This is a genomic window from Chromohalobacter canadensis (assembly GCF_029544075.1).
GTDB lineage: Bacteria > Pseudomonadota > Gammaproteobacteria > Pseudomonadales > Halomonadaceae > Chromohalobacter > Chromohalobacter canadensis_A.
Map to the genome: position 1 here is coordinate 66857 of NZ_JAJQJH010000015.1, position 26806 is coordinate 93662.

Sequence of the window (26806 nt, forward strand, 5' to 3'; positions counted from 1 at the left end):
ATTGTGACGAACCGCGAATATTCCAGGAAGTTATTTGTGGGAATGGACTTAGATACTTTTTGATCTATACAGACAAGGAAAGCCCATGGTTCGCTGGTGGCTGACACTGCTCCTCGTCAATGCCGCGCTCATCACTACGGCAATCCCCCGCTTAGGCGTCGCCGCCATGCCTTGGCTGGCGCTGGAGGGCCTTATCTTGGTCGGCGCGCTGAGTCTGTGGCCCCCGCAGCGCCTCGCGCGACGGTTGTTGGCATACGTCAGTGCCACGCTGATCGTACTGGCACTGGCCTGTGCGCTGGGCGATGCGATCACCCAAGAGATCCAGGGTCGGCCGCTCAATCTCTATCTCGATCCCTCGCAGGTACCGATCCTGCTGGAATTATTGCGCGACAACCTGGGTCTACCGGTCAGTATCGCACTGGTGATCGCGACGCTCCTGGCGCTGCTGGTCATCGGCCTCGGATTGGGACATCTACTGGCGAGCCTGCCGCGCCACGGCGCACCTCGCCGCTGCGCCTGGGGCACGCTGATGCTCGGCGTTGGGCTGGCGCTTCTCGGCCTATGGCGAGATACGACGACTTTCGGCACGCCCGGCATGACGATGCTCACCGACCAAGCCACCCGCGCCTATGAAACTCAAGCATCGTTGCGCGATTTCGATGCACGTCTGGCGGCGCGTGAATCCCTGCTCGATGCGCCGGGCGGCCAGCCCTTGCCCAGCCTCGCCGAGACCGATGTCATTCTGGCATTCGTGGAATCCTACGGCATGGCCGCGCTCGAACGTGAGCCCTTCGCGGCACCGGTGAACCAGCGTCTCGACGCCATGACCAAGGCCTTCGCGCAAGCCGGGCTCAGCATGGCCAGCAGCCGGATTGTCTCGCCCACACTCGGCGGGCAGTCACGTCTGGCGCATGCCAGTGTACTCAGCGGATTGTGGGTAAGCTCACCGCTGCGCTACACACGATTGCTCGAAAGCCCGCGTGCCACCTTGATCGACGACTTCGAACGCACCGGGCACACCAGCGTGGCCATGATGCCGGCGATCTACCGAGATTGGCCGGCAGGGCGGCGCCTGGGTTACGACGAAATCCACGACGACGCGCGGCTCGACTATCGCGGGCCGCGCCTGGGCTGGGTGACGATCCCCGATCAGTTCGTCTGGCATCGCCTGCACCAGGTACGCCGCGAACATCGCGAACCGCTGTTCGCCGAACTGGCCCTGATCAGCAGCCATGCGCCTTGGGTGCCGGTGCTCGAACCGCTGCCCTGGAACGAACTCGGCGACGGCGAAGCCTTCGCGCGCTGGGAAGGCGAAGGCAGCGACTTCCTTGAGCTTTGGGGGGACAACGCCGGTATGCGGCAACGCTACGGCCCCGCGCTGGCCTATTCACTGGCGGTCGCTGGCGAATACGCCGTGCGTTACGTTAACGACGAGACCCTACTGATCCTGCTTGGCGATCATCAGGCCGCGCCGGGCATGTTGGATGTCACGCCCAACAAAGAGGTGCCGATTCACATCATCAGCGGAGACCCTGCCCTGATCGCACCACTACTCGAGCACGGATTTCAGCGCGGGATGCAACCAAGGCGTGACACGCCCGCGCGCTCGATGGCCGAGCTGCGCGGGCTGCTGCACAGTCTGTATGGGAACGACGCCACCTGACGCCGCTCCGCCATACGAGGCCTGCATGAACGTCAGGCGTGTGCCCGGTCGCGGCGATCCTTGATCCAGCTCGCCACGCTAGTGGTCACCAGCGCCCCGACGATGATGGTCATCGACAGCCAGATGGGGATCTCGGGAATCGACTCGATGGGATGCCCGCCGTTGATGAACGGCAAGGTGTTCTCGTGCAACGCCTCGAGCACCAGCTTGACGCCGATGAAGGCCAGAATCACCGACAGCCCCAGGCCCAGGTAGACTAGGCGCGACAGCAGGCCGCCAAGCAGGAAGTACAGCTGCAACAGGCCCAGCAGGGCAAAGGCGTTGGTGGTGAAGACGATATAGGGCTCGCGCGTCAGCCCATAGATGGCGGGAATGGAGTCCAGCGCGAATAGCAGGTCCGTGAAGCCCAGCGCCACGATCACCATGAAAAGCGGCGTTACCAGCCGCTTGCCGTCGACCTTCGCGATCAGACGCTGGCCATGGTATTCCCTGGTCGCGGGCAGCCAGCGCTGTACCAAGCGCACGGCCAGGTTGGGGCGATATTCCTCTTCTTCGTCGCTGTCCTCGAAGCTTTCCTTACCCAGCTTGTAGGCGGTCCACAGCAGGAAGGCGCCGAAGATATAGAACACCCAACTGAATTGATGGATCGCCGCCGCGCCCACAGCAATGAAGATACCGCGCATGATCAACGCAATGACAATACCGATCAGCAGTGCTTTCTGCTGATGAATACGCGGCACCGCAAACTTGCTCATGATGATCACGAACACGAACAGATTATCTACCGACAGGCTCTTCTCGGTAATGAAGCCGGCGAAGTATTCGCCACCGCGCTGCGCGCCCCATACCCACCAGAGCCCGGCACCGAATGCCATGGCAATAGCGATGAACACGCACGACCATGCCGCCGCTTCCTTGAAGCTCGGCTCGTGCGGCTTGCGAACGTGAAAGACGAAATCGAAAACGAACAGCGCGATGATGCCAGCCACAGTGGCCAGCCATACCCACAGGGGGACGTGCATAGGTCTACCTCCGGTCAACGGTCAACGTTGCCGAAGGTCTCTCCCACTCGACATTAATGCCGAGCCGCTATCACCGGGGCGTTGCGCCCGTGCTGACGATGACAGCGCGAAGATACGAGCCTGGCGACCCGCTTCGGGAATACTCCCCTTCCGCTGCGGCGCATTGTGGGACGAGGTATGCCGCAACGCAACGTTTATCGTCGCGGCATGCCCTGATCATCTCAACCCCAGCAATGCACGTAGCGATAGGCCGTTTCCGCCAGACGCGAATCAAGCCCCCACGGCGCGAAACGTCGTGCCATTTCATCGACGACCTCACGCAGCGGTCGCGACGCCTCGCGTACGCGTGCCTCTACAATGGTGCCAATCGTGAACAAGGCACTGTTTTCAGGGCTAGGTCATCCACACGCGGCGTTTCCAACCACGGCGCCTTGCGTGCCAACTCAACATCCTCCTGAGTGATCATTTCCCAACCTCCCGATTCGGTTTGTCTCGCATTTTGCTTGTGACTCACGGCTCTCTATACGACTTTAGTTCAAGTCACGAAGTTCCGCCATGCGTCACATCAACGCAATCGTCATGTGATAAGGGGCCGCCGTCGCAAGAGCGAGTCGCGTGGCAATGCGAGCAAGCGCTCCTCAGCCGAGGATGAAGATCACGCAGGCCGCAGTGAGCGCCCCCATGGTCCCGTTGAACACTCGCCAAGCGCGAGGGCCCTTAAGCCAGCGCCCGATAGCGGTGCCGAATCCCGCCCAAAGCGCGATGCAGGGAAACCCCACGAGCTCGGCCACCCCCGCCAGCACGAGAGCGTTGACGACGGTGTTGCCGTTCTCGGGCAGAAAGCTCGCCATCAGCGTCAACCCCATCACCCAGGCCTTGGGATTGGCGAACTGGAAGGCGGCCGCTTGCCAAAAGCTCAAGGGGTGACCTTCGCTCGCGCCGAAGTGCGGCGGCGGCGCCGTCGCGATGCCCCAGGCCAGATACAGAAGATAGAGGCTGCCGATGATGCGCAGCAGCGTCTGCACCAGCGGAAAACGCTCGAAGACGACACCCAAGCCCAGCGCCAGCGACGCAAACAACACGAAGCAGCCACCGATGATGCCCAATAGATGCGGCAAGGTACGTCGGAACCCGTAATTGGCCCCGGAGGCAGTGAGCATCATGTTGTTGGGGCCCGGCGTGATGGTCATGGAAATCATGAACAATGCAGCGGGCCCAAAAGCAGACAGCGTGTCCATCTTAATTGTACCCTCACAATTTATTTAAACGGGTTTATTGTCTCCCTCTTTTGTGAGAATAATGAGTGTAATAACAGCGTCAAAGGTTTTATTGTCACCATGACAATCTGGACACCCGAGCTGCCTGAGGGCGGCCCACGCTACCGGCGCATCGCCGAGGCCATCGCCAAGGCCGTAGAAAGCGGCGACCTAGCACCCGGCGACAAGCTACCGCCCCAACGTCGTCTAGCCGATCGACTAGGCGTCACTATCGGGACCATCACCCGCGCCTACGCCACGGCCCATCACCAGGGCTGGGTCGACTCCCGAGTTGGAAGCGGCACCTATGTACGCCAGCCCCTCGGGGAAGCGCCCACCAGTTTTCGTGCCGGGCAACCTGTCGATCAGGGCATGATCGACATGGGAATGAGCCTGCCGCCACCCCATCCGTTACGCACCCAGGGGCTTCAAAACGCACTCGAGAGCCTTACCGCCTCGCCTCAGTCTCTTCAGGCGGCCACCGAGTATCAGCCGGAAGCCGGCAACGAGGGGCAGCGGGCGCGCATCGCGGCCTGGCAAGGGAGCCTTGGCCTGCCCGACGATCCGGATCGGCTGATCATCACGCAAGGCGGCCAGCACGGCATCCAGCTCGTCCTGCAAGTCCTCACCCAGCCGGGCGACTTGGTGGCGGGTGAAGCGCTGACATACCCGGGCTTCATTTCCGCCGCCCAGCAGGCCCATCTGCGCCCGATGGCAGTGCCCATGAACGAGGGGGGCATGGATATCGATGCCCTGGCCCGGTTGTGCGCCCGCCAACCGCCGCGGGTGCTCTACACCACGCCCGACCTCAACAACCCTACCGGAGCGCAACTCGACGAAGCACGCCGCAAGCGGTTGGTGGCCCTGGCACGCGAGCACGACATCTGGCTGATCGAGGACGCCGTGCAGTACCTCCCGGAGGCCGAGCGCGGCACGCCACTGGTCGCACTGGCGCCAGAGCGCACCCTGCACATCTTCAGTACCTCCAAGGTGCTGGTCGGTGGGCTACGCATTGGCAGCCTCACGGTGCCGGCGCATCTGCTGGAGCGCCTGGGAACGGCAATCCGCACCCAAAGCTGGATGGTTGCACCGCTGATGGTCGAGACGGCCTGCCGCTGGATGGAGAGTCCCACCAGCCAGGAGTTGCTCCACTGGCAGATCGACGAGCTTGCCGCCCGCCGCACGCTGGTGCTGGAACGCCTATCTGACTACGGGCCGATGAGCCGTCAGGGCTCATCGATAGTATGGCTGCCACTACCGGCAGGACGACGCAGCAGTGAATTGCAGACGCTACTCGCAAGGCGCGGCGTCAAGGTGTCCACTCCGGAGCCCTTCTGCATGGGTAGCGAACCGGCCCCCCAGGCATTGCGATTGTGTCTGGGTCCCCCCGTGAATCGCGAATCATTGGAAAAAGCGCTATCGCTGATCGACGAAGCACTCTCGGAATCGCCATCGTCGCCTTGGCAGACCCTGTAACATTCGTTGATCGCACTCTAAGCTCCCCATTGCGACGCACCACACACGCGCACAAAAAACCCGCCGAACGTTTCCGGCGGGTGTTGGTGATCGCACATTGTCGTAATGCTTCAACTCGTGCGAGAGGCGTTATCGATCAGCGACCGACGACGCGGTCAGGCCGGCATACTGTTGGCCTTGGGATCGCGCGACCAGACTCGATGCTGGCCCATCGCCTCGGTGAACGGGGTAAAGACATCGTCCACCGTTGCCCCCAGAAAGATACCGTCTTCCTGAGTGGGAACAGAAGCGGCAGACAACAGATCCTTGCCCTCACCGATGGCGGCGATCGCCTTGAGGTGCTTGTAGGCCTCCTGGACGTAATACAGCCCCAGCCCGGATTGAGATAGCGCCTTGGCGCTTTCGGCGCCACCGACCACGATCACCGAATCCAGCGTCACCGACGGCAAGCCGTTGAGCATGGCATCGGGGACGACCTGCTGCCCGTTGGTCGCCTTGACCGGCGCCATGCTCGGTGCAATGACAATGCCCTTGGCTCCCTCGGCCTCGAGCTTGGCCTTGAGGGCTTCCACCTGATCGCCATCGACGCCGTCGGCAACCAGTAACGCTACCTTGCGGTACTTGATGTCATGCGGCAGGCGCGCCATCAGGCTCAGCGCCTCGGAAGCCTGTTGTGAGCTCGTGCCCAGTTCCTCGGCGGGAGCCGGTTTCTCGGCAGGCGTTTCGATACCGTGGTTTTCACCGACTCGCCGCGCCAGTTCAAGGTCGATGTTGGGCAGGATCTGCTGGATCACCCGCTCTCGAATCCATGGCCGCTCTACCTTGGACAGCTCAAAGGTGTAAGCGGCAATGATGTGTTCCTTCTCAACCTCGGTCTGCGAATTCCAGAACAACGTGGCCTGCGAATAGTGATCGCCGAACGACGCGCTACGCGCGCGGATCTTGTTGGCATCGACGCGCTCGTTGACCGTCTCGAAGCCGCCATTTTCCGGTGCCGGCGGCGTTTCGCTCGGGTAGCCGTTATCGATCGAGTTGGGCTCGTAGGACGCTTGGCCCTTGTCGATAGTCTGGCGATGCATGGAATCGCGCTGGTTGTTGTGAAACGGGCACACCGGCTGGTTGATCGGGATTTCGTGGAAGTTGGGCCCACCCAGACGCAGCATCTGGGTATCCAGATAGGAGAACAGGCGTCCCTGCAACAGCGGGTCATTGGTGAAGTCGATACCCGGCACGACGTTGGCCGGATTGAATGCCACCTGTTCGGTCTCGGCGAAGAAGTTATCCGGGTTGCGGTTGAGCACCATCTTGCCGATGGGAGTGACCGGCACCTGCTCCTCAGGAATGATCTTGGTCGGATCGAGCAGGTCGAAATCGAACTTGTGCTCGTCCTCTTCCTCAACGACCTGGATACCAAATTCATATTCGAGGAAATCACCGCTCTCGATATCATCCCACATATTGCGGCGATTGAAGTCCGGGTCGCGCCCCCAGAGTTTCTGCGCCTCGTCCCAGATCAACGAGCAAGTGCCCGCCAATGGTTTCCAGTGGAACTTGACGAAGCGTGCCTTGCCCTGCTTATCGACCAGCCGGAAGGTGTGCACGCCGAAGCCTTCCATGTTGCGATAATGACGCGGAAAGGCACGATCCGACATGGTCCAAAGCACCATATGCGTACTTTCCGGCATTAGTGAGACGAAATCCCAAAAGGTATCGTGTGCCGACTGGCCTTGGGGAATCTCGTTGTGCGGCTCGGGCTTCACGGCATGCACGAAGTCGGGAAACTTGATCGCATCCTGGATGAAGAACACCGGCATATCGTTGCCGACCAGATCCCAGTTGCCTTCGTCGGTGTAGAACTTCGTGGCAAAGCCGCGCACATCGCGCACCGTATCGTTGGAACCGCGCGGCCCTTGCACCGTGGAGAACCGCACGAAGACCGGCGTTTTCTTGCTCGGATCCTGGAAAAGTCCTGCCTTGGAGTACTCGGCGGCTTCCGCGTAAGGCTGAAAATAGCCGTGCGCCGCCGCGCCGCGAGCGTGGACGATGCGCTCGGGAATGCGTTCATTGTCGAAGTGATTGAGCTTCTCGCGGAAGATGAAATCTTCCATCAGGGTCGGGCCGCGCTCACCCGCCTTCAGCGAATTGTGGTTGTCGGCGATCCGGGTACCCTGATTGGTTCGCAGGTCGTGCCCTTCCGCATCGCTGCGGAACGCTTCCAAGCGATCCGACTTGCTTGTCTCGGTCGTTTTATGCGCCGTGTCGTGCGCTTCATCGCTGTTGGGATGCGTATAGGGATTCTTTGCCATGATCAAACTCTCCTCGTTTGCGGAATGGCCCCCGTGCACCTCGCAAGACATCGTCCGAACGCGGCCTATTAAATTCCATGGCCTACCCGTTCGGCGACGCTTTGTTATCAAGTCTTTTGCGTTTGCTGTTTGAAGGTAGACAGAAGTACCTAAGCAGCGCAAATACCGCTCACCCAAGCACCGCTATCAAACCGCACCACACAAAAACGCCGCCGGACACACGTCCGGCGGCGTTTCACGGTGGCCCTCAGGCCGCGCGTCAGCGTTCGTGCGAGTCGCTTGGCAATGCAGCCGGCTGGCTTTCCCCTTGGCCACGCTCACGCAGGGTGAAGGCGCCGACGGTCTCGGCGAGGCGCTGCGACTGGGCCTTGAGCTCGGCGGCGGCGGTGGCGCTTTCCTCGACCATGGCGGCGTTCTGCTGCGTCATGTTGTCAAGATCGGTCACCGCCACGTTGACCTGGCCGATGCCGTCACGCTGCTCACTGGTCGCGGCGCTGATCTCGTTGAGCACATCCGTGACGCGTGTCACGCCATCGACGATCTCGTTCATCGCCGTGCCCGCGTTGCGCGCCAGCTCGGCGCCGCTCTGGGTCTTGCTCGAGGCGTTGTCGATCAGCGACTTGATCTCACGGGAGGCATCGGCGCTGCGTGTGGCGAGCTGGCGCACCTCGCTGGCCACCACCGCGAAGCCACGCCCTTCCTCGCCGGCACGCGCCGCCTCGACGGAGGCATTCAGGGCCAGCAGGTTGGTCTGGAAGGCGATGCCATCCATGGTGGTGACGATCTCTGCCACTTGCTGCGAGGCCGTCTCAATCTCATCCATCGTCTTGACCACGTCCCCGACGACTTCGCCACCGCGCGTCGCCGACTGACTGGCCGATTGGGCCAGGCCGCTGGCCTGACTCGCCGAGTCCGCGGTATGCGAGACAGTACTGGTCAACTCCTCCATCGAGGCCGAGGTTTCCTGCAGACTGGAGGCAGTGGTATCCGTTCGTCCGGCAAGATCCTGGCTCGCCGAGGCGATCTCCGACGAGGCGACACGCACCGAATCGCTGCTATCGCGGACATCCAACAGCACATCGTTCATCTTGTCGGCGAAGGCGTTGAACTGCGTCGCCAGCTCGGCGATCTCGTTACGGCCACGCACCGGCAAGCGCTGGGTCAGATCACCGCCACCGGAAGCGATATCGCGCATGCGTCCAGCCAATTGGCGCAGCGGCCGCGACAGGCTGCCACCCAGCAACCAACTCACGACCAGACCCAGTGCCGCGATGACCGCGCCCACCCCGATCATGCCAAACATATCGGCCTGGCGCTGGTCGGCCAGTTGCCCTTCGAGAGTGTGCAGGCCAGCCAGCACGGCCTCCTCGGGCAGACGAATCGTCAGCACCCAGGATTCCGGAGAATCGCCTATGGTGAAGGGACGATAGATCTCGAAGCGCCCGGCCGCCTCGTCGAAGCGATAAGTCGTCTCGCCGTTCGCAGCCGCGTTCAGCGGCTGGCGCATCGACTCGTCAAGGGCGCCAGAAGCCGCTTTCCCCAACGAGTCGGGCGCCTGGGTGGCCGCGGCGAGCACACCGCGAGATGCCACCAGCGCCATGTCGCCTACACCGTCATAGAGGCCCTGATTGGCCTCGGTGAGCAGGCCCTGAAGGAAGTCCACGTCGAAGTCCACGCCGGCTACGCCGCGGAACTCGCCGTCGACCTGAATCGGCACGTTGAAGGAGGTGACCAGCTTGCGCTCGCCGTCGTAGTCGTAATAGTACGGATCGATGACGCAAGTGCGGCTGTTCTCCTTCGGGCACAGATAGTACTCACCCTTGCGGACGCCCTGCTCATTGGGGGTCTGCAGCCCCTGACGGTCGTTCAGCGCCAGTGTCAGCACCTCGAGCTCATCATCGGCGGTGCGATACCACCACGGCATGAAGCGGCCATTCGGGCCATAACCTGCGTCTTCACGGCCCGTGTAATCGCTGTCATCACCGAAGGCGTTGGGCTCCCAACCGATGAAGGCATCCAGCAGATCGGGGTTTTCTGCCACCGTGTCGCGGACGACGTTCGACAATTCCTCGCGGGACAACGAGACACCTCGGTCCTCGCCCATCAGCTCATTGAGCGAGGCCAGGTTACGCGCTTGTCCCAGTGCCTGGGTCAGCCGCGTCTTGATCTGCTCGGCCTGAGTCGAGGCCACCGCATCCAAGCGTTGCTCGATGTTTTGCTCGAGCAATCCTCGCGTCTGTTTCTCGACGAGCTCCGCCGACCGGGAATTAGCGAAGGTCGCATAACCGACCAAGGCCACCACCAGCACCACGATGCAGGCCCCGACGAGCGTCGCGACCAAGGTGCGAATCGATTTGAAATGCATGCTCACATCTCCCGCCGTGACGGCTCGGTAGAGGAACATACAAGGCGCGACGACGCCGATACGGCACCGCCTGCCACGTGGCGACACATGGACAAGCAAGACAACATGGAAACGATCTCGTTTGGGATAGGATTCGAACGGGAAGGAGCATGAAATCGATGCCCCGTGCCAAGCGTATCGGCATCTCAGGCGTGAACTTTAAGGCAAAGCGCGAGGCGCCCACCGCTCCCCTGAGCCATTCGCTTGTGGGTTCGGACCTACACCACCGCGAGCAATAGGCGTACATGCTCTGCTTGTAATGGCACTTGGGGTTTTGCAAACTGCCTCGCGTTGGCGCCGAGGCAAGACGCGCCGCTGGCAGCATGCCCCAACAACGACAACAGGGAACGCGGTATGTCCGATGCCTCAAGGCACTCCACGATGCACCTGGGCGATACCTCGCCTACGCCCCCCACACCCAGCGACCACCTGCACAATCTGCTCCGGCGCGTGGCCCAGCATGACCGCCGCGCCTTCGCTCAGTTGTATGCGTCCACGTCGGCGAAACTCTACGGCACGGTGCTGCGTATCTTGAGAGAACGGGGCCGGGCCGACGACGTGGTGCAAGAGGTCTACGTTACGATCTGGCAGAAGGCGGCACAGTTCGACACCGGGCGCGCCTCACCCATTGCCTGGATGGCCGCCATCGCCCGCCATGCCGCCATCGACGAGCTACGCCGCCAGCCTCGTGCACCTCACGAGCCGGAAGAGGCGCTGGCCCACACGCCCGCCGATGCGCCCAGCGCCCGAGAGCACCTGGAGCACGAGCAGGACGCCAAGCGGCTGCATGCGTGCCTGGAGGCGCTCGAGGCCGAGCGCCGGGACATGGTCCGCCTCGCGTACCTGGACGGCTGGTCACGCACCGACCTGGCCACGCATTTCGAACAGCCGGTGAATACCGTCAAGACCTGGCTCCATCGGGCCTTGAAGCAACTCAAGGGGTGCCTGGCACCATGACCGACCACGACGACATCGACATGCTCGCCGCCGAGTACGTACTGGGCACCCTCGACGCCGAGGAACGCGCCGAGGTGGCCCGGCGCCGGCGGCACGACGCCGATCTCGACGCGCGCATCCTCGCCTGGGAAGCACGCCTCGCCCCGCTCGGCGACGAGGTCGAGACCATCGCCCCAGGGCCGGACCTGCTGGCCAGGATCGAGCGTCGCATCGATGAGCTCGAGACGACTTCGCGAACAAACTCCAAGCCGGAAGACGACACGGACGACACGGACGACACGGACGGCACGGCCCAGGTGATCGCGCTGCGTCGCCGCCTCGGCTTCTGGCGCGGATGCGCCGGCCTGGCCACGGCCGCGGCGCTGATACTCGCCGTGGTGCTGATCGCGCCGTTCGACGACACGCCGGATGCCCCGCCCTTCGTGGCCGTCTTCCAGCAGGACGACCAGCAGCCGGCCTTCATGCTTTCCGTCGACCTCGACAGCCGCCGACTCAACGTACGCCCGGTGACCGCCAAGCCGCTGCCGGATCGCAGCTATCAGCTATGGATCAAGGCGGATGCACTGGGGCCCAAGCCCCGCTCGGTGGGCGTGTTGAACGACGACTTGAGCCTGCCGGCCGACGCCCTGAGCAACTACGATTCCGAGTTGCTCAAGCGGGCCACCTTCGGCATCAGCATCGAGCCGCCGGGCGGTTCCCCCACCGGCCAGCCGACGGGCTCCGCGATTCACGGCTACCTCTACCCCACCGACCGGGACGCGGTATCACAGCATTTGTGAATTTTTTTCGCGTCGAGGTGAAACCTTGCCCGGGCTCCTTGCGTAACTAAGAGCACGCCCATCTCAACCACTTCCCAAGATGGGGCGTGCTCGGAACTCAAGGAGAGAATGATGACCAAGCTCATGGCAAGTGCATTCGTATCCGCCACCCTGCTCGCCGGCGCCTCACTGGCCCAGGCTGAAATGCACGGTGACAAGCATCCGCAGGTCTGGGCCGACGATCAATCCGTCACCGGCGGCACGGTCACCGCGGAAGAGGTCACCGCGGACAGCAACGGCTGGCTGGTGGTCCACCGCACCGACGAGAGCATGAAGCCCGGCCCCGTGGTCGGTCACGCCCCGCTCAAGGAAGGCGAGAACATGGACGTCACCGCGCTGCTGACCGAAGACGTCAGCGCCGGCGATCACCTGATGTTGATGGTCCACAGCGAAGAAGGCGGCATGGAGCCCGGCGTGTTCGAGTACACCCTCGGCGCCAAGGAAGACGGCCCCATCAAGATGGACGGCAAGCTGGTGACCGAGACCATCACCGCGCAGTAAACGTCATCCGGCATGCCGAGAGACGGAAGGGGCCTAGCGGGCCCCTTTTTCATGCCTCGCGCCGTGCTCGCCGGTGCATTGCGCAGGGAGCTTTTATTTCAGCACTTCCAGGGAATAGACCCAGTTGGCCATGATCGTCGATGCGGTCAACCAGAGAGTCAATTTGACGGCACTCATCTATTTGTCTAAATTGTTCAAAATATTTTGAACAAACTGAACAAAAGAGCGTGCCATGCAGAAAACCGACACACAGCGCCTGGAAGAAGCGCGCGATGTCATGATCAGCGCCCTTGCCCAAAGCATGGTGGCCTACGGCGTTACGCCCTCGGTGGGACGAATCTACGCCGTGCTCTATTTCTCCGCCTCACCGCTGACACTGGACGACATCAAGGAAGAGGTCGCCATGAGTAAGGCGAGCGTCAGTACCGGTGTCCGCGAGCTGATCGATACCGGCATGGTGTCGAAGGTGTGGAAGAAGGGCGACCGCAAGGACCACTACATCGCCGAGAAGGACTTCTTCAAGAATTTCCTGAACTTCATGGTCAGGATGCTGCGCCTGGAACGCGGCATCATTCATAAGGCGGTCGAACAGACCGAGCCGGTGATGCGTGAGATCGCGGATCACGGGGCGGACAGCGAGACCAGGGAGATGGCTGCAAAAGACCAGGCCTTGGTCAGCGGTTCGAAAACGTACCTGACCTGGATCACACAGCTGGCCAATGCCATGGAGTCGGGAGACATCTTCGAGCATTTTCCCCGGCCCGAGAGCGATACGCCGCTGTCGGACCGCCATTCCCCCCAAGAGAACATCAAGCATGAAGACAAGTGAAACCGCCCTGGTCGTGATCGATGTGCAGAAGGAAAGCGGCTTCAGCCTGCGCGGAATGGATGGCGTGGTGCGCAATACCCAGTGCATGATCGAAGCCTGCCGAGCGGCCGGCATCCCGGTCATCTACACGCGCCAAATCAATCGCCGTGACGGTATCGGCCTCTCGCTCGACGAGCCCCGCCAGGCCAGCGGCGAACCGCACTTCTACGCCGATAACCGTGACAGCATCGAGATTGTCGACGAGATCCGGCCACAGAAAACCGACATCGTGATCGACAAATACCGCTGGAGCGCCTTCTTCGAAACCAGCCTGGACCTGATGCTGAAAAGCCTCGGCGTTAAGAACCTGATCATCGGCGGCGTGGTGACGGACGGTTGCCTGATGACTTCGGTCTTCGACGCCTACTTCCGCGACTACCGCATCCAACTGGTTCACGACATGTGCACCGCCTCCAACGAAGGCGCCCACATGGCCGCGATGCTCCACATGGCCAACTGGGTCTACTCCCTGGAAGTGCTGAATACCGACAACACGATCAACTGCGTGGAAGGGCACGCGTATGCCGCCTGGCAAGCGGATGACGCCGATGCCTTGCAGTTCACGCCGGAAACACTGCGCGAGACCTTCGCCACGCTTACCGCTGCTGCCGACAAACAGTGATCGGGACACTCGAACACAGGAGAACAACATGAGGTTCACACAATTATCGACATTGCTGACTGCCACATTGATGACGGCAGGCGTCCAAGCCGCCGACCAGCCTCCGCTGACCGCTGACGGTGTCGAAAACGCCACCATCACCTTCGGGATGCCGGCCTGGACCAGTACCGAAGCACCAACGGCCATTGCCGAGCAGATTTTGGAAGAGGCAGGCTACAACGTCGAAAAGACACTGCTTGCTCAACCAGCCATCTTCCAGGGCATGCAGGCCAAACAGATCGATTTTTTCATGGACGCCTGGCTGCCCTACACCGAGCAGGCACTGTGGCGTGAATACCAGGATGATCTGCAGAAAGTTGCCACCAGCTATGAAAACGTGCCGCTAGGCTGGGTGGTCCCTGCCTATGTCGAAGAAGAGACCATCGGCGATCTGGAAGGCAAGGCGGATAAATTCGACGGCCAAATAGTGACCATCGGCGCCGGAGCGGGCATTGTCGACCTCTCCGAGCAGGTAATGGCGGATGAAGACTATGACCTCGATGGGTATCAACTTGCCTATACCAGCGAAGCCGCCATGATGGGCGTAATCAGGGACAAGATGCCCAACGAAGAGCCGTTCATCATTACCGGCTGGCGTCCGCACTCCATGTTCTCGCAATACGATTTGAAGTTCCTGGAAGATACGGAAGGACACTTCAAATATGACAACGTCTACGTCCTCTCCTATCAGGGTATCGAAGATAAATACCCGCGCGCTTACGACATCATGTCCCGCTGGAGCATCAACGTGGACGATCTGGAAGCGATGATGGCTGCGTACGAAAACGACAATGTGTCATTCGAGGACTCCGCCGCCGCATGGATCAAAGATAACCGCAAGCACGTGGACGAGATGCTCGGGTATTGATTGGATGCCTGCGTAGCAACATAGACGCAGAGCAATGCCGACGACATTTCCCTCCTCGGGACCATGCTCGGCGAACACCTCGCGATTGGTGTCGTCTGCATCTTGTCTCCTCGATGATCGGCCGAGGCACCCGGCCGCTTGTCGTCACGAATCGCGCCGTTACGGCGCGGGGCGTGTCAGATCGAGACTCAGCGTCACGGTATCCACGGTGTCGCCAGCGGGCTGCGTCACGAATCCCAGCTCCGCCGCCATCTGCCGCATGGAGTGATTTTCTCGCAACACATCGGCGAAGACCTGGCGAATGCCGGTCTCGCGGGCGTAGTCGATCATCTGCTGCATCAACCGATAGCCGAGGCCGGTGCCTTTCTTGTCGCTGCGGACCATGATCGCGAACTCGGCTTTCTCCTTGTCGGGGTCGGCGGAGAGCCGTACCACACCGACGATGGCCGCATCCTCCGGCAAGGTCGCCACGAAGGCCATCTCGCGGTCGTAGTCGATCTGCGTCAGGCGCGCGGCGAAGGCATGATCGAATGCCTTGATGGCCGCGAAGAAACGCAGCCGCACATCCTCCGGCGTGGAATTGCGCAGCATCTCGACCAGCGCGCCCTCGTCCTCGGGACGAATGGGCCGCAGGCAGTAACGCTGCCCGGCGCGCGTCTCGATCTCTTCCTCCAACTGCTGCGGATACGGCCGAATCGCCAGGGGCTTGCGCTGGTCGCCCTCGGCGCGGACCACGATGCGCGCATCCAGGGCGATCACCCCGCTGGCATCCGTCAGCAGCGGATTGATGTCGAGCTCGACCACGCGCGTCAGGTCGCTGACCAGTTGCGAGACCTTGATGAGCGTCGCGGTCACGGCCTCGAGGTCGGCCGCCGGGCGGTCCCGATAGCCACGCAACAACCGCGCCACGCGTGTCGAGGCGATCATGTCCCGCGCCAGCAGTGGATTGAGCGGCGGCAGCCCCACCACCCGGTCGCCGATGACCTCGACCGCCGTGCCGCCCTGGCCGAACACGATCACCGGCCCGAAGAGGCTGTCTTCGGCGACGCCCACGATCAGCTCATGCGCCCCCGGCCGGCGGATCATCGGCTGCACGTTGAAGCCCTCCACGCGGGCCTCGGGCTGGGCACGCCGCACCGCCGCGAGCATATCCTCGGCGGCCTGCGTCACGGCACCGGGCGAGGCCAGATTCAACTGCACCCCACCGACATCCGATTTATGCGAGATATCCGGCGAGAGGATCTTCAGCACCACCGGAAAGCCCAGCCGCTGCGCTGCCTGACTGGCCTCCGCCGGGGTCCGCGCCACGATGGCGGGTACCGTGGGGATGTCATAGGCCGCGAGCACCGCCACCGCCTCCGGCTCGGTCAGCACGCTGCGCCCCGCCGCGATCACGCCGTCGATAACCGCCTCCGCCTTGGCCGGCTCGAGGGTGACGGCTTCGGCCAGCGCCGGTGGCGTTTCCATCAGTGCCTGCTGGTTGCGCCGGTAGCTGAACAGGTGTGAGAAGGCCCGAATGGCCTGCTCCGGCGTCTCGTAGGTGGGCAGGCGCTGCGCGGCGAACAGATGCCGCGCCTCGTCGGGCGCGCCCTCGCCCAGCCAGCAGGTCAGCACCGCCGCGTGCCGCGTGCCGAGCGTCTCGACCACCGCCCGAGCCGCGTCCAGGCTATCGGCGACTGCCGCCGGACAGTTCATGATCAGAATCGCATCCGCGCCGCGTTCGTCGAGCAGCGCCTCGAGGGCGAGCGCGTAGCGCCTCCCAGGCGCATCGCCCAGAATGTCCACGGGATTGGCATGCGACCACGCCTCGGGCAGCACCTCGTTCAGGCGTGCCAGCGTCGTCTCGGAGAGTTCGGCCAGGTGCCCGTTCGCGGCGGCCAGCGCGTCCACCGCCAGCACGCCGATGCCACCACCATTGGTGAGAATCGCCAGCCGGTCGCCCTTCACGCGGATGCCGGTCGCCAGGGTGCCAGCGGCCTGGAACAGCTCGTCCAGCGTTGACACCCGTAGCATCCCCGCGCGCCGGAATGCCGCGTCGTAGACGGCATCCGCCCCGGCCAACGCCCCGGTATGCGACAGCGCCGCCTTGGCCCCCGCCGCGCTGCGACCGGCCTTGACCACCACCACGGGCTTGTTGCGCGAGGCCATGCGCGCCGCCGAGAGAAACTTGCGCACCTCGGTCACCGCCTCGACGTAGAGCAGGATCGAGCGGGTCTTGGGGTCCAGGGCCAGGTAGTCGAGCATGTCGCCGAAATCGACATCGCTCATCGCCCCCAGCGAGACGACGTGCGAAAAGCCGATGCCGCGCGCCGAGGCCCAGTCGAGAATGGACGTCGCCACCGCACCGGACTGGGTCACGAAGGCGACATCGCCCTTGGCAGGCGTGAGATGCGCGAAACTGGCGTTGATGCCCATGTGCGGCGCCAGGATCCCCAGGCAATTGGGCCCGACGATGCGCATCAGATAAGGCTTGGCGGCATCGAGCATCGCCTGCTTGAGCGCCATGCCCTCGGGGCGCGCGCCCTCGCCGAAGCCCGCCGAGATCACCACCGCCGCGCGGCAGCCTCGCTCGCCAAGCTCGCGGATCAGCCCCGGCACGCTCTCCGCCGGCGTGGCGATGATGGCCAGGTCCGGCGCCAGCGGCAGCTCGGCGATACTGTGATAGTTGAGGGTCGAGCGGATGGCCCGCTCGTGCGGGTTCACGGTCAGAATGGGCCCCGCGAAACCGGCCTCCAGCAGATTGCGCGCCAGCACCGCCCCCACCGAGCCCGGCCGGTTGCTCGCCCCGACCAGGGCGATCGTGGCCGGGGCGAACAACGCATCCAGATTGCGAATCGACATCGGGCCTCTCCGGTCCGTTCAGCGAGCGGTGGCCATCAGGCGGTCAGCAGCATCTTGATGGCCTTTTCCGACGCGGCACGCGAGAACACCTCATACGCCTTTTCGATCTCGTCCAGCGCGAAACGGTGGGTGATCAGGCTTTCAGCGTCGATGCCGCCGGTCTTGAGAAACCGCATGAGCACGGGAATGGTATTGGTGTTCACCAGCCCGGTGCGGACCGTGACGTTCTTGATCCACAGTTCCTCGAGGCGCAATTCGACGCTGCGGCCATGCACGCCGATGTTGGCGAGCCGTCCGCCCGGACGCAGGATGCGCTGGCAGGTATCGAACGTCTCGGGGATGCCCACAGCCTCCATGGCCACGTCGACGCCCTCGCCGTCGGTGAGCGACATGACCGTCTCCACCGGATCGGCACTGACGGTGTCGGTCGCGCCTAGTTGCCGCGCCACGGCCAGGCGGTTTTCGTCCGGGTCGACCATGATGATGCGTCCCGGCGAATAGAAGCGCGAGGTCAACAAGGCGGCCAGCCCGATGGGCCCAGCACCGACGATGGCCACGGTATCTCCCAGCGAGACCTCGCCGTTCAACGCACCGATCTCGTGGCCTGTGGGCAGGATGTCGCTCAGCATCAGCGCCGCGGCGGGCTCCAGCCCCGGCGGCAACCGGTAAAGGCTGTTGGCGGCATGCGGAATGCGCACCACCTCGGCCTGGGTGCCATCGATCTTGTGACCGAGAATCCACCCGCCATCGCGGCAATGCGCGTACATGCCCTGCTTGCAGTAATCGCAGTGCCCGCACGACGTGATGCACGAGATCAGCACCTGATCGCCAACCGCAAGGCCGCTGACGCCCCCGCCGACCTCCTCGATCACCCCGATGCCTTCATGGCCCAGGGTGCGCCCCGGCGTCACCGCCGGCACATCGCCCTTGAGGATGTGCAGATCGGTGCCGCAAATGGTGGTATGCGTCACCCGCACGATGGCATCCGTGGGCTGCTCGATTGCGGGTCGTTCCTTCTCCTTCCAGGCCTTCTGCCCCACTCCCTCATAGACAAGCGCTTTCATGCCACCCTCCCCGGGTAACGCCCACCGCGACTCGGCAAGCCCTCGCCTGAGTATAGAAAGCGCGAGGAAACGGGCCATGATCAGGGTCAAGTTTTTAGAAGTGAATTACCTATTGATGAACTCTTTACGCAGGGCCGCCATCCGCGGTTCAACTTGGGCGATGGAAGCGCTAAAGCACTTCGAGGGTAGGCGCCCAGCAGGCCTTGCACCTGCGCAAGGAATTGCTAATGCGTGCTAACACATACAATATCAGTCGTTGCAAATGGGTTTACACGCTTCTGCTGGCCTTCATGTGTCTACGCCGTAGACACATGAAGGAAAATTTGCAGCTATTTACGAGATGACTTAATTATTAGCTTAATCATTTCACCCTTTAGAAAAACGTTACAGCAACCCATATGCAAAAAGGCGATAAAAATATCGCCAAAATCATAAAATCATAAAATCATAAAATCACACTTTAATAGTGAATTTAATATTTTTAATCTCAAGAAGAGCCCTTGTCTTCTCCTTAAACTCTTTTTTTCTTTGCAACGTACTAGGCCCGTGTTTTGGGTAGGTGGTAGTTATAGCGTAACATGTCTTCTTATATCCTTCTAAATCTTGAGAAAGCTTTCCTAACGTTGACTTTAGCTGCGACACAGCTTTATCAATTTTCTTCCCTTTTAGCTCTATTAAATGAGCATGTTTTTCTGGCTCTTCGTGCAAAAACATCCAGTCACACCTTTCTTCATGACCAGTGATCAAGCAGCCATCAATCTTAACCTTTTTAATTTCCACACCAGATTCATTATCAATAGTCGCACTACACTTATTTTCTTCGACTTTAAACTTTTTATGTGACGCCTTCACTGTACACTTATCGAATTCCAATTTCATTCCCCTGCCAAGAGAAGCTTGTTGGACACTTCATTGAAGTGCTCTGAAACTTCATCCAAAATATCTCCTCCAAGCATCCTATACTCGTCATCTTTTATACTTTTAATTACGCCTTCGTCTATTGTAAAAGCCGAGACAGACTCATAGTCAACAGGAGACCCGCCACTGTTTATTTTCTTAAACTCATCTTCACCCATAGAACCAGAACTAACAACATCATGAGCCATTATAAGATTATTCAAAGCCGAAAGTATATAAGGACTATGAGTTGTCAGAAAAATATTTAAGCCCACTTCCTCCCGCAACATTGAAAGAACAGAAACTATATATCCTTGGGAAGTTGGAAACAAGTGAGCTTCTGGTTCCTCGATAAACAGAGAAGTTGTCTTACCTTGGATGCTTCGAGCAGGAAGAACATTTAGCGTAAGCAGCATCGGCAAGGCTTCCTGCTGTCCAGAAGAAGCATTAGCCAAATTTATCTTATTTCCTTTCGTGACAATCCAGTCTTGTTCTTCACTATACTCATAACTCCCTCCAACGATAGCTTGTATAGCTCCATCAATTTTCTCTCTTGTCCCTCTAAAATTCCCTCTATTAAACCTAAGCCCATAAACTTTCTTAGAAAATTCATACAAGCTACCAAATTCTTTAAGAAATGGGTCTATATCAATATTTGAGGACAAGAAGGTGAATATATTTCTCTGCAAATTTGCAAAAAAAGATCTTGAGGCGGGTATAAAAATTGTACTACCAAAAAACTTCCCATGCTCGCCTTCACGCAGTGGCTCTACTACAGCCTGACGAAAAAGCATTGATTCAGGGATTGATGAGTCGTACTCATCATCTACCCCTGCCGAGTTCTCCTCTAGGCGCTTTTGATAGATCTTCTTCTTTGAATTATAAAGCGAAGAAAGTGACCTCGAGTAAGTCAACTTAATATTTGTTTTTCTCTTGGCGTTTCTTCTACCCGAAAGACAAAACTCCAAATCACCGTAACGATAAGTTATTTCGAAACCACTGCCATCCCATGTATACCTTGGGAAGTAAGTCTCGAATTTATCGACTAATTCTTTGTCGAGCTCTCTCTTTCCTGTGTTTTTCCTTATACCGTCAATGAAATTATCTGAAATCGAATTAAAGAAATACAAGAGCTTTGCTATTACACTTTGCCCTTGTGCTTGCTGGCCAATCACAACGTTTAGGCTTTTTACCTCAAAAAAACCTTTCTTTATAACAAGAAAGTTTTCAATAGTGAGCTCTTCCTTCACAACAACACCCTTTATAAAAATATTTAATTATTGACTACCGTCCCAGTGCTATCTTGCCGCTACCTTTCCAGCTAGTCGGTATCCGTCCCTGCCTGCTTGAGCGTCTTCCATACCTGCTCGATTTCCGACTAATCTGCCATGCTTCCTCGGTTGCTTGATCGTTCATCAGCCACATCGTGAACTGCGGGAAAGCCTGGGTGATTTTGCGCATCAGGGGCAGCCCCTTACTCATTCTCTGACCAAAAACCACATATCTGGCTGTACATCTCGCCCGTCCTTTGCCACCGGCTTGGGGATCATGCCGTCCCGTTGTCCTCATCCTCCAGCAGCGACATGCTGAGCTTTTCTTGATCGCTCATGCTATCGAATACGGCGTCGGTGACCCTCTTCCCCAGCGAGGCGTTGCTTCTCAAGATCATGGGCTTGCCGGCGTCCACCTCGCCGACGTCGATGCTGCCTTCTCCAAGCAGCCGGCCCAGCCAAGCGCTAAGCGAATGCCCCTTGAGCATGATGCCCATGCCCCATGCGTTTCGGTGCCTTTTCACGTAATCTAACGTAAAAAGTGTTACCCAATCTATAAGACGCAGCAGGGAAGCCGCTATGACCAAGCAAGCTTTCAGCGAACGGGATATCTGTACCAAGTTCATCACACCGGCCGTCCAGCAGGCGGGGTGGAATCTTCATACCCAAGTTCGCGAAGAGTACCCGGTCAGTGACGGCCGCATCATCGTGCGGGGCCGCCTGCATCACCGCTCACACCCACGTCGAGCGGACTACGTGCTGTGTTTTCAGAAGAACCAGCCCATCGCCGTCATCGAGGCCAAGGATGCCAGCCACAGCTTGGGCCATGGCATGCAACAGGCGCAGGCCTACGCGGAAAAGCTCGATGTGCCCTTTGCCATCAGCTCCAATGGCAGCGGCTTTCTGTTCAGCGACCCGCATCGCTTAGTGTTCGATCAGGCCGAGACCGAGCTGGCGCTTGATCAACTACCCGGGCCGGATACGCTCTGGCACGGGTATCGCCGCTGGAAAGGCCTGGATGAAGCGACTCGGCCGGTCATCGAACAGCCCTTCTTCAATGACGGCAGCGGCCGTGCGCCCCGTTACTACCAAGCGGTGGCTATCAATCGCACGGTCGAGGCTATCGCCAAAGGGCAGAATCGCCTGCTGCTGGTAATGGCCACTGGCACCGGCAAGACCTACACCGCTTTCCAGTTGATCTGGCGGCTATGGAAGGCCGGCCGCAAGCAGCGCATCCTGTTCCTGGCCGACCGCAACGCCCTGGTGGACCAAACCAAGAGAGGCGACTTCAAGCCCTTCGGCCAGGCGATGACCAAGATCACCAAGCGCCAGATCGAGAAATCACACGAGATCTACCTCTCGTTGTATCAAGCCGTTACCGGCAGCGAAGAAGAACAAAACATCTACAAGCAGTTCTCGCCGGACTTCTTCGATCTAGTCGTGATCGACGAGTGCCACCGAGGCAGTGCCGCCGAAGACTCCGCCTGGCGCGCCATCCTGGACTATTTCAGCGGAGCCACTCATATCGGGTTGACCGCCACCCCCAAGGAAACCACCGAGGTTTCCAACATCTACTACTTCGGCGAGCCAATCTACACCTACTCGCTCAAGCAGGGCATCGACGACGGCTATCTGGCACCTTACAAGGTGATTCGAGTCGACCTGGACCGCGACCTGCAAGGCTGGCGCCCCAGCGATGGCCAGACCGATATCCACGGTGAGCTTATCGAGGATCGCATCTACAACCTGCGAGATTTCGACCGTAATCTGGTACTGACCCAACGCACCGAGCTGGTCGCGCGCACCATCACTGATTATCTGACCCAGACCGACCCGATGCAGAAGACCATTGTGTTCTGCGAGAACATCGACCATGCCGAGCGGATGCGTCAGGCGTTGGTCAACCTCAACCCGAAGCAGATCGCGAAGAACCGCAAGTACGTGATGCGCATCACTGGGGACGAGCTCGAAGGTAAAGCCGAGCTGGACCATTTTACCGATCCCGAGGAGCCCTACCCCGTCATCGCGGTGACCAGCAAGCTGATGACCACCGGCGTCGATGCCAAGACCTGCAAGCTGATAGTGCTCGATCAACGCATTCAGTCGATGACCGAGTTCAAACAGATCATCGGGCGCGGCACCCGTATCGATGCCGAGCACGACAAGTTCTGGTTCACCATTCTCGACTTCCGCAAGGCAACGGAGCTGTTCGCCGACCCCGCCTTCGATGGCGACCCCGAGCAGGTCTACGTGCCCAGCGGCGGCGACCCACTGCTGCCCGATGACGATGCTCCTGAAGACGAGGGCGAAGACCACGCCCCGGAGGAAGGCAGTGACTTCCCGGACGGTGAGTCAACGTCAGATCCTTATGATCCGCCACTGGGTGAGGACGACGACACGGGCGGCCTTGGCGAGCCTCCAAGCAAATACGTGGTCAATGATGTCAAAGTAGCCGTCATTGGGCGTCGTGTGCAGTATCTGGGGGCGGATGGCAAGCTGATCACCGAAGAGCTGACCGACTACACTCGCAAGACGGTACGCGCTCACTACGCCACCCTGAAAGACTTCCTGCGCCGCTGGGAAGCCAGCGAACGTAAGCAGGCCGTGCTGGATGAGTTGGCCGAGCAAGGCGTGTTCTGGGAAGAGCTCACCAGCGAGGTCGAGAAGACCCTCGGCGATACGCCGGATCCCTTCGATGCCATCGTGCACATCGTCTACGGCCAGCCCGCGTTGACTCGCCGCCAGCGCGCGGCCAAGGCGCGCCAGTCGGATTATTTCGCACGCTATGAGGGCCAGGCTCGCGCCGTGCTGGATGCCCTGATCGACAAATATGCCGACAGCGGCGTGGCCAGCATCGAAGACACCAAGGTGCTGCAGGTGACGCCGCTGGACCGGCTGGGCACCACGGTGGAGCTGACCCAGGCCTTCGGCGGCAAAGCAGGCTACCGCGAAGCCGTGCGGGAGCTTGAGGAGACGCTCTACGCCGATGCCGCTACAGCCGTCTGAGCAGGCTAGGTACAATACGTCGCATTCTGCGCGCCAGCGGCTCCGCTGGCGCGCTTCTGGTTATTGAAACAGGATTCCCATGAGCATCAGCACCACCATCAAGAGCATTCAGGACATCATGCGTAAGGATGTCGGCGTCGACGGCGATGCCCAGCGCATCGGCCAGCTGGTTTGGATGCTGTTTCTGAAGATCTACGATGACCGCGAACAGGAATGGGAGGTAGTTTACGACGACTACGTGAGCCCCATTCCGGAACCTCTGCGCTGGAGCAATTGGGCCGCCAATCCCGAAGGCATCACCGGTGAGGCGTTGAAAGACTTCATCGACACCACCCTTTTCCCCGGCCTGCAACAGTTGGATGCGGGGAGCGATGCCCGCGCCGCGGTGATACGCAGCGTGTTCGAAGATGCCTACAACTACATGAAATCCGGCCACCTGCTGCGCCAGGTGATCAACCGCATTCAGGATGGGATCGACTTCAACGCCTCCCAGCAGCGCCACGCTTTCGGCGACATGTACGAGCAGATCCTCAAGGACCTGCAGAGTGCCGGCAACGCCGGGGAGTTTTACACCCCGCGCGCCGTGACGGAGTTCATGGTCAATCGCATCGACCCCAAGCTCACCGAGAGCGTAATGGACCCCGCCTGTGGCACCGGTGGGTTTCTCACCTGCACCATCGAGCACAAGCGCAAGCACTATGTGCAGACGCCCGCCGACGAGCAGTTGCTGCAATACAGCCTCTATGGGTGGGAGAAGAAGCCCCTGCCGCACTTGCTGGCCACCACCAACATGATTCTTCATGGCATCGAGGTGCCCAGTCAAATTCGCCATGACAATACGCTGGACCGCTCCTACCAGGCCTGGGGACCGAGCGAGCGCGTCAATGTCATCGTCGCCAACCCGCCGTTCGGCGGCACCGAGGAAGACGGCATCGAGGGCAACTTCCCGGCGGAATTCCGCACCCGCGAAACCGCTGACCTGTTCATGACGCTATTCATCCGCCTGCTGAAACCCGGCGGCCGCGCCGCCGTGGTGCTGCCGGACGGCTTTCTGTTCGGTGAAGGCATGAAAACTCGCCTCAAGGAAAAGCTGCTGGCCGAGTGCAACCTGCACACCATCGTTCGCCTGCCCAACGGCGTGTTCAATCCTTACACCGGCATCAAAACCAACCTGCTGTTCTTCACCAAGGGCCAGCCCACCGAGAACATCTGGTACTACGAACACCCCTATCCGGAAGGCTACAAAAACTACAGCAAGACGCGTCCGATGCGCGTCGAGGAGTTCGCCACCGAGATCGATTGGTGGGGCGACGAGGCCGACGGCTTCGCCAGCCGCCAGGAGACCGAGCAGGCCTGGAAGGTCGGCATCGAGGAGATCAAGGCACGCAACTACAACCTGGATATCAAGAACCCCTGGCAGGAAGAGCAGGTCAGCCACGACCCCGACGAGCTGCTCGCACAATACGCTCGCCAGCAGGCCGAGATCCAGGAGCTGCGCGATCAGCTGAAGACCGTGCTCGGCGACGCGCTTAGTCATACACCTCAGGATCAGCCAGCGCCCCAGCAAACGGAGGAGTCAGCATGAGCGCTCAGGAGCTGATCACCGACCACCTCGACCTCTGGACCGGTGCCGTGACGCATAAGAGCGGCACCGGGCGGGGCAACAACGGGAAAATCGAACTCACCGGCATCAAGAAACTGCGCGAGTTGATTCTGGAGCTCGCCGTACGCGGTAAGCTGGTCGACCAGGACCCCAGCGACGAGCCCGCCAGCATACTGCTGGAAAGAATAGCCGAAGAGAAGGCGCGATTGGTCAGGGAAGGCAAGATCAAGAAGCCGAGAAAGCTGCCTCCACTAATCGATGCTAACAAGCCATTTTCGCTGCCAGAACGTTGGGAATGGACTCAAATAGAGGCGGTCGGTCATGACTGGGGACAAAAGGAACCAGATCGGGTATTTAGCTATATTGACGTATCATCGATTGACAACATCAAAGGGATAATAGACCAGCCTGAAGCTGTCAGTCCAAGTAATGCACCTTCACGGGCCAGAAAGAAAGTTAGGCAAAACACCGTTGTTTACTCAACTGTTCGACCCTATCTTAAAAACATAGCGGCCATTGATAAAAAGATTGAACCCGAGCCCATTGCTAGTACAGCTTTCGCTATAGTGAGCCCGTTAAGTGGTATCCCTGCAAAATATCTATTGCACTACCTTAGAAGCCCAGCATTTGTTCGCTACGTGGAGTCTGTTCAGACAGGCATTGCCTATCCAGCCATTAATGACAAGCAGTTCTTTTCGGGCGCTCTTCCAGTTCCACCTTTGCAAGAACAGCACCGCATCGTCGAAAAAGTCGACGAGCTAATGGCCCTCTGCGATCGGCTGGAACAGCAGGTTGGCGACCAGCTGGAAGCCCATAAGGTGCTGGTCGATACCCTGCTCGATGCTCTCACCCGCTCCACGGATCCCGCCGAGTTAGCCGAGAACTGGAGCCGCGTGGCCGAGCATTTCGATACGCTCTTCACCACCGAAGCCAGCATCGACAAGCTCAAGAAGACCATTCTTCAGCTGGCTGTTATGGGGCAGCTGGTGCCGCAGGATCCCAACGACGAACCCGCCGGTGTGCTGCTGAAGAAGATTGCTGAGGAGAAAGACCGGCTGGTCAAGGAAGGTAAACTCCGCAAACAAAAAAGCATGGCTGATATATCTGTCAGAGACACTCCTTTCCGAATTCCTAAAAACTGGAAATGGGTGGCTATTGATAGCGTCGCATTAGTACAGGGAGGCATACAAAAACAGCCTAAAAGAGCGCCAGTAGAAAACTACTATCCCTATCTACGTGTGGCTGACGTTCTTGGATTCATAGAATAACCGCAGCACTTTGGACCGCCAGGTAGAGGAAGGAGGGCCAGCGCCGGTACCCTCTC

The 26806-nt window shown here is 60.0% G+C and carries 21 protein-coding genes; 11 read left to right on the plus strand and 10 right to left on the minus strand.

What is annotated here, in order from left to right:
* The first annotated feature begins 85 nt into the window (after positions 1 to 85).
* The gene (locus tag LUN51_RS15120) at positions 86 to 1663 is read left to right on the plus strand and encodes a hypothetical protein (RefSeq protein ID WP_277811898.1); all 1578 of its coding nucleotides are present in this window, start codon (positions 86 to 88) and stop codon (positions 1661 to 1663) included.
* A gap of 32 nt (positions 1664 to 1695) precedes the next feature.
* On the opposite strand, the gene LUN51_RS15125 is transcribed toward LUN51_RS15120, so the two are convergent.
* The 3 genes from LUN51_RS15125 to LUN51_RS15135 form a co-directional block, all read right to left on the minus strand.
* Positions 1696 to 2685 (minus strand): TerC/Alx family metal homeostasis membrane protein, encoded by a 990-nt coding sequence (locus LUN51_RS15125; protein WP_277811899.1) that lies wholly within the window; start codon positions 2683 to 2685, stop codon positions 1696 to 1698.
* A 221-nt stretch (positions 2686 to 2906) separates the two neighbouring features.
* Positions 2907 to 3062, minus strand: a complete 156-nt coding sequence (locus LUN51_RS15130) for a hypothetical protein (protein WP_277811900.1) — start codon at positions 3060 to 3062, stop codon at positions 2907 to 2909.
* Positions 3063 to 3323: 261 nt separating this feature from the next.
* Positions 3324 to 3923, minus strand: a complete 600-nt coding sequence (locus tag LUN51_RS15135) for a LysE family translocator (RefSeq protein WP_277811901.1) — start codon at positions 3921 to 3923, stop codon at positions 3324 to 3326.
* Positions 3924 to 4022: 99 nt separating this feature from the next.
* On the opposite strand from LUN51_RS15135, the gene LUN51_RS15140 reads away from it, so the two are divergent.
* A complete protein-coding gene (locus tag LUN51_RS15140) occupies positions 4023 to 5417 on the plus strand; it encodes a PLP-dependent aminotransferase family protein (protein WP_277811902.1) in 1395 nt (464 codons plus the stop codon).
* 155 nt (positions 5418 to 5572) lie between these two features.
* Here LUN51_RS15140 and katE read toward each other — a convergent pair whose 3' ends face one another.
* Entirely contained in the window at positions 5573 to 7723 is a 2151-nt protein-coding gene (gene katE, locus LUN51_RS15145; RefSeq protein WP_277811903.1) for a catalase HPII, read from the minus strand.
* A 259-nt stretch (positions 7724 to 7982) separates the two neighbouring features.
* A complete protein-coding gene (locus LUN51_RS15150; protein WP_277811904.1) occupies positions 7983 to 10088 on the minus strand; it encodes a methyl-accepting chemotaxis protein in 2106 nt (701 codons plus the stop codon).
* 393 nt (positions 10089 to 10481) lie between these two features.
* Between LUN51_RS15150 and LUN51_RS15155 the strand changes: the two genes are divergently transcribed.
* From LUN51_RS15155 to LUN51_RS15180, 6 genes are all read left to right on the plus strand, one after another.
* Positions 10482 to 11084: a sigma-70 family RNA polymerase sigma factor gene (locus LUN51_RS15155; protein ID WP_277811905.1), complete on the plus strand. Its 603-nt coding sequence runs from the start codon at positions 10482 to 10484 to the stop codon at positions 11082 to 11084.
* Positions 11081 to 11863, plus strand: a complete 783-nt coding sequence (locus LUN51_RS15160; RefSeq protein ID WP_277811906.1) for an anti-sigma factor — start codon at positions 11081 to 11083, stop codon at positions 11861 to 11863. Before LUN51_RS15155 ends, LUN51_RS15160 begins: the two co-directional genes overlap by 4 nt.
* Positions 11864 to 11974: 111 nt before the next feature.
* Positions 11975 to 12403 (plus strand): DUF7282 domain-containing protein, encoded by a 429-nt coding sequence (locus tag LUN51_RS15165; RefSeq protein WP_277811907.1) that lies wholly within the window; start codon positions 11975 to 11977, stop codon positions 12401 to 12403.
* A gap of 232 nt (positions 12404 to 12635) precedes the next feature.
* Positions 12636 to 13232, plus strand: a complete 597-nt coding sequence (locus LUN51_RS15170) for a GbsR/MarR family transcriptional regulator (protein ID WP_133698607.1) — start codon at positions 12636 to 12638, stop codon at positions 13230 to 13232.
* On the plus strand, positions 13219 to 13893 hold the full coding sequence (locus tag LUN51_RS15175; RefSeq protein WP_277811908.1) for an isochorismatase family cysteine hydrolase: 675 nt from the start codon (positions 13219 to 13221) through the stop codon (positions 13891 to 13893). Before LUN51_RS15170 ends, LUN51_RS15175 begins: the two co-directional genes overlap by 14 nt.
* A 70-nt stretch (positions 13894 to 13963) precedes the next feature.
* Positions 13964 to 14800 carry a glycine betaine ABC transporter substrate-binding protein gene (locus LUN51_RS15180; protein WP_245798109.1) on the plus strand — a complete coding sequence of 279 codons (837 nt, stop codon included), beginning with the start codon at positions 13964 to 13966 and terminating at the stop codon, positions 14798 to 14800.
* A 159-nt stretch (positions 14801 to 14959) separates the two neighbouring features.
* Here the strand turns inward: LUN51_RS15180 and LUN51_RS15185 are convergent, their stop codons facing one another.
* From LUN51_RS15185 to LUN51_RS15205, 5 genes are all read right to left on the minus strand, one after another.
* On the minus strand, positions 14960 to 17641 hold the full coding sequence (locus tag LUN51_RS15185; protein WP_277811909.1) for a bifunctional acetate--CoA ligase family protein/GNAT family N-acetyltransferase: 2682 nt from the start codon (positions 17639 to 17641) through the stop codon (positions 14960 to 14962).
* A gap of 35 nt (positions 17642 to 17676) precedes the next feature.
* Positions 17677 to 18705 carry a zinc-dependent alcohol dehydrogenase family protein gene (locus LUN51_RS15190; protein ID WP_277811910.1) on the minus strand — a complete coding sequence of 343 codons (1029 nt, stop codon included), beginning with the start codon at positions 18703 to 18705 and terminating at the stop codon, positions 17677 to 17679.
* 453 nt (positions 18706 to 19158) lie between these two features.
* Positions 19159 to 19584 carry a hypothetical protein gene (locus LUN51_RS15195; RefSeq protein WP_277811911.1) on the minus strand — a complete coding sequence of 142 codons (426 nt, stop codon included), beginning with the start codon at positions 19582 to 19584 and terminating at the stop codon, positions 19159 to 19161.
* Complete coding sequence (locus LUN51_RS15200; protein WP_277811912.1) at positions 19581 to 20852, minus strand: AAA family ATPase; 1272 nt, start codon at positions 20850 to 20852, stop codon at positions 19581 to 19583. Before LUN51_RS15200 ends, LUN51_RS15195 begins: the two co-directional genes overlap by 4 nt.
* Positions 20853 to 21148: 296 nt before the next feature.
* On the minus strand, positions 21149 to 21370 hold the full coding sequence (locus LUN51_RS15205; protein WP_277811913.1) for a hypothetical protein: 222 nt from the start codon (positions 21368 to 21370) through the stop codon (positions 21149 to 21151).
* A gap of 82 nt (positions 21371 to 21452) precedes the next feature.
* On the opposite strand from LUN51_RS15205, the gene hsdR reads away from it, so the two are divergent.
* The 3 genes from hsdR to LUN51_RS15220 all read left to right on the plus strand — a co-directional run bounded on the left by hsdR (position 21453) and on the right by LUN51_RS15220 (position 26750).
* Entirely contained in the window at positions 21453 to 23879 is a 2427-nt protein-coding gene (gene hsdR / locus LUN51_RS15210; protein ID WP_277811914.1) for an EcoAI/FtnUII family type I restriction enzme subunit R, read from the plus strand.
* Between the two features lie 79 nt (positions 23880 to 23958).
* On the plus strand, positions 23959 to 25464 hold the full coding sequence (locus LUN51_RS15215) for a type I restriction-modification system subunit M (RefSeq protein WP_277811915.1): 1506 nt from the start codon (positions 23959 to 23961) through the stop codon (positions 25462 to 25464).
* Positions 25461 to 26750, plus strand: coding sequence for a restriction endonuclease subunit S (locus tag LUN51_RS15220; protein ID WP_277811916.1), 1290 nt, complete (start codon positions 25461 to 25463; stop codon positions 26748 to 26750). Before LUN51_RS15215 ends, LUN51_RS15220 begins: the two co-directional genes overlap by 4 nt.
* Positions 26751 to 26806 lie beyond the last annotated feature (56 nt).

Bases quoted from the DNA above. Each gene is read 5' to 3' on its own strand.
- LUN51_RS15170 (WP_133698607.1), top strand. From the start codon at position 12,636: ATGCAGAAAACCGACACACAGCGCCTGGAAGAAGCGCGCGATGTCATG.
- katE (WP_277811903.1), bottom strand. From the start codon at position 7,723: ATGGCAAAGAATCCCTATACGCATCCCAACAGCGATGAAGCGCACGAC.
- LUN51_RS15220 (WP_277811916.1), top strand. From the start codon at position 25,461: ATGAGCGCTCAGGAGCTGATCACCGACCACCTCGACCTCTGGACCGGT.
- LUN51_RS15205 (WP_277811913.1), bottom strand. From the start codon at position 21,370: ATGGGCATCATGCTCAAGGGGCATTCGCTTAGCGCTTGGCTGGGCCGG.
- LUN51_RS15215 (WP_277811915.1), top strand. From the start codon at position 23,959: ATGAGCATCAGCACCACCATCAAGAGCATTCAGGACATCATGCGTAAG.
- LUN51_RS15125 (WP_277811899.1), bottom strand. From the start codon at position 2,685: ATGCACGTCCCCCTGTGGGTATGGCTGGCCACTGTGGCTGGCATCATC.
- LUN51_RS15150 (WP_277811904.1), bottom strand. From the start codon at position 10,088: ATGCATTTCAAATCGATTCGCACCTTGGTCGCGACGCTCGTCGGGGCC.
- LUN51_RS15135 (WP_277811901.1), bottom strand. From the start codon at position 3,923: ATGGACACGCTGTCTGCTTTTGGGCCCGCTGCATTGTTCATGATTTCC.
- LUN51_RS15140 (WP_277811902.1), top strand. From the start codon at position 4,023: ATGACAATCTGGACACCCGAGCTGCCTGAGGGCGGCCCACGCTACCGG.
- LUN51_RS15195 (WP_277811911.1), bottom strand. From the start codon at position 19,584: ATGAAATTGGAATTCGATAAGTGTACAGTGAAGGCGTCACATAAAAAG.
- LUN51_RS15190 (WP_277811910.1), bottom strand. From the start codon at position 18,705: ATGAAAGCGCTTGTCTATGAGGGAGTGGGGCAGAAGGCCTGGAAGGAG.
- LUN51_RS15155 (WP_277811905.1), top strand. From the start codon at position 10,482: ATGTCCGATGCCTCAAGGCACTCCACGATGCACCTGGGCGATACCTCG.
- LUN51_RS15165 (WP_277811907.1), top strand. From the start codon at position 11,975: ATGACCAAGCTCATGGCAAGTGCATTCGTATCCGCCACCCTGCTCGCC.
- LUN51_RS15180 (WP_245798109.1), top strand. From the start codon at position 13,964: ATGACGGCAGGCGTCCAAGCCGCCGACCAGCCTCCGCTGACCGCTGAC.
- hsdR (WP_277811914.1), top strand. From the start codon at position 21,453: ATGACCAAGCAAGCTTTCAGCGAACGGGATATCTGTACCAAGTTCATC.
- LUN51_RS15185 (WP_277811909.1), bottom strand. From the start codon at position 17,641: ATGTCGATTCGCAATCTGGATGCGTTGTTCGCCCCGGCCACGATCGCC.
- LUN51_RS15175 (WP_277811908.1), top strand. From the start codon at position 13,219: ATGAAGACAAGTGAAACCGCCCTGGTCGTGATCGATGTGCAGAAGGAA.
- LUN51_RS15120 (WP_277811898.1), top strand. From the start codon at position 86: ATGGTTCGCTGGTGGCTGACACTGCTCCTCGTCAATGCCGCGCTCATC.
- LUN51_RS15160 (WP_277811906.1), top strand. From the start codon at position 11,081: ATGACCGACCACGACGACATCGACATGCTCGCCGCCGAGTACGTACTG.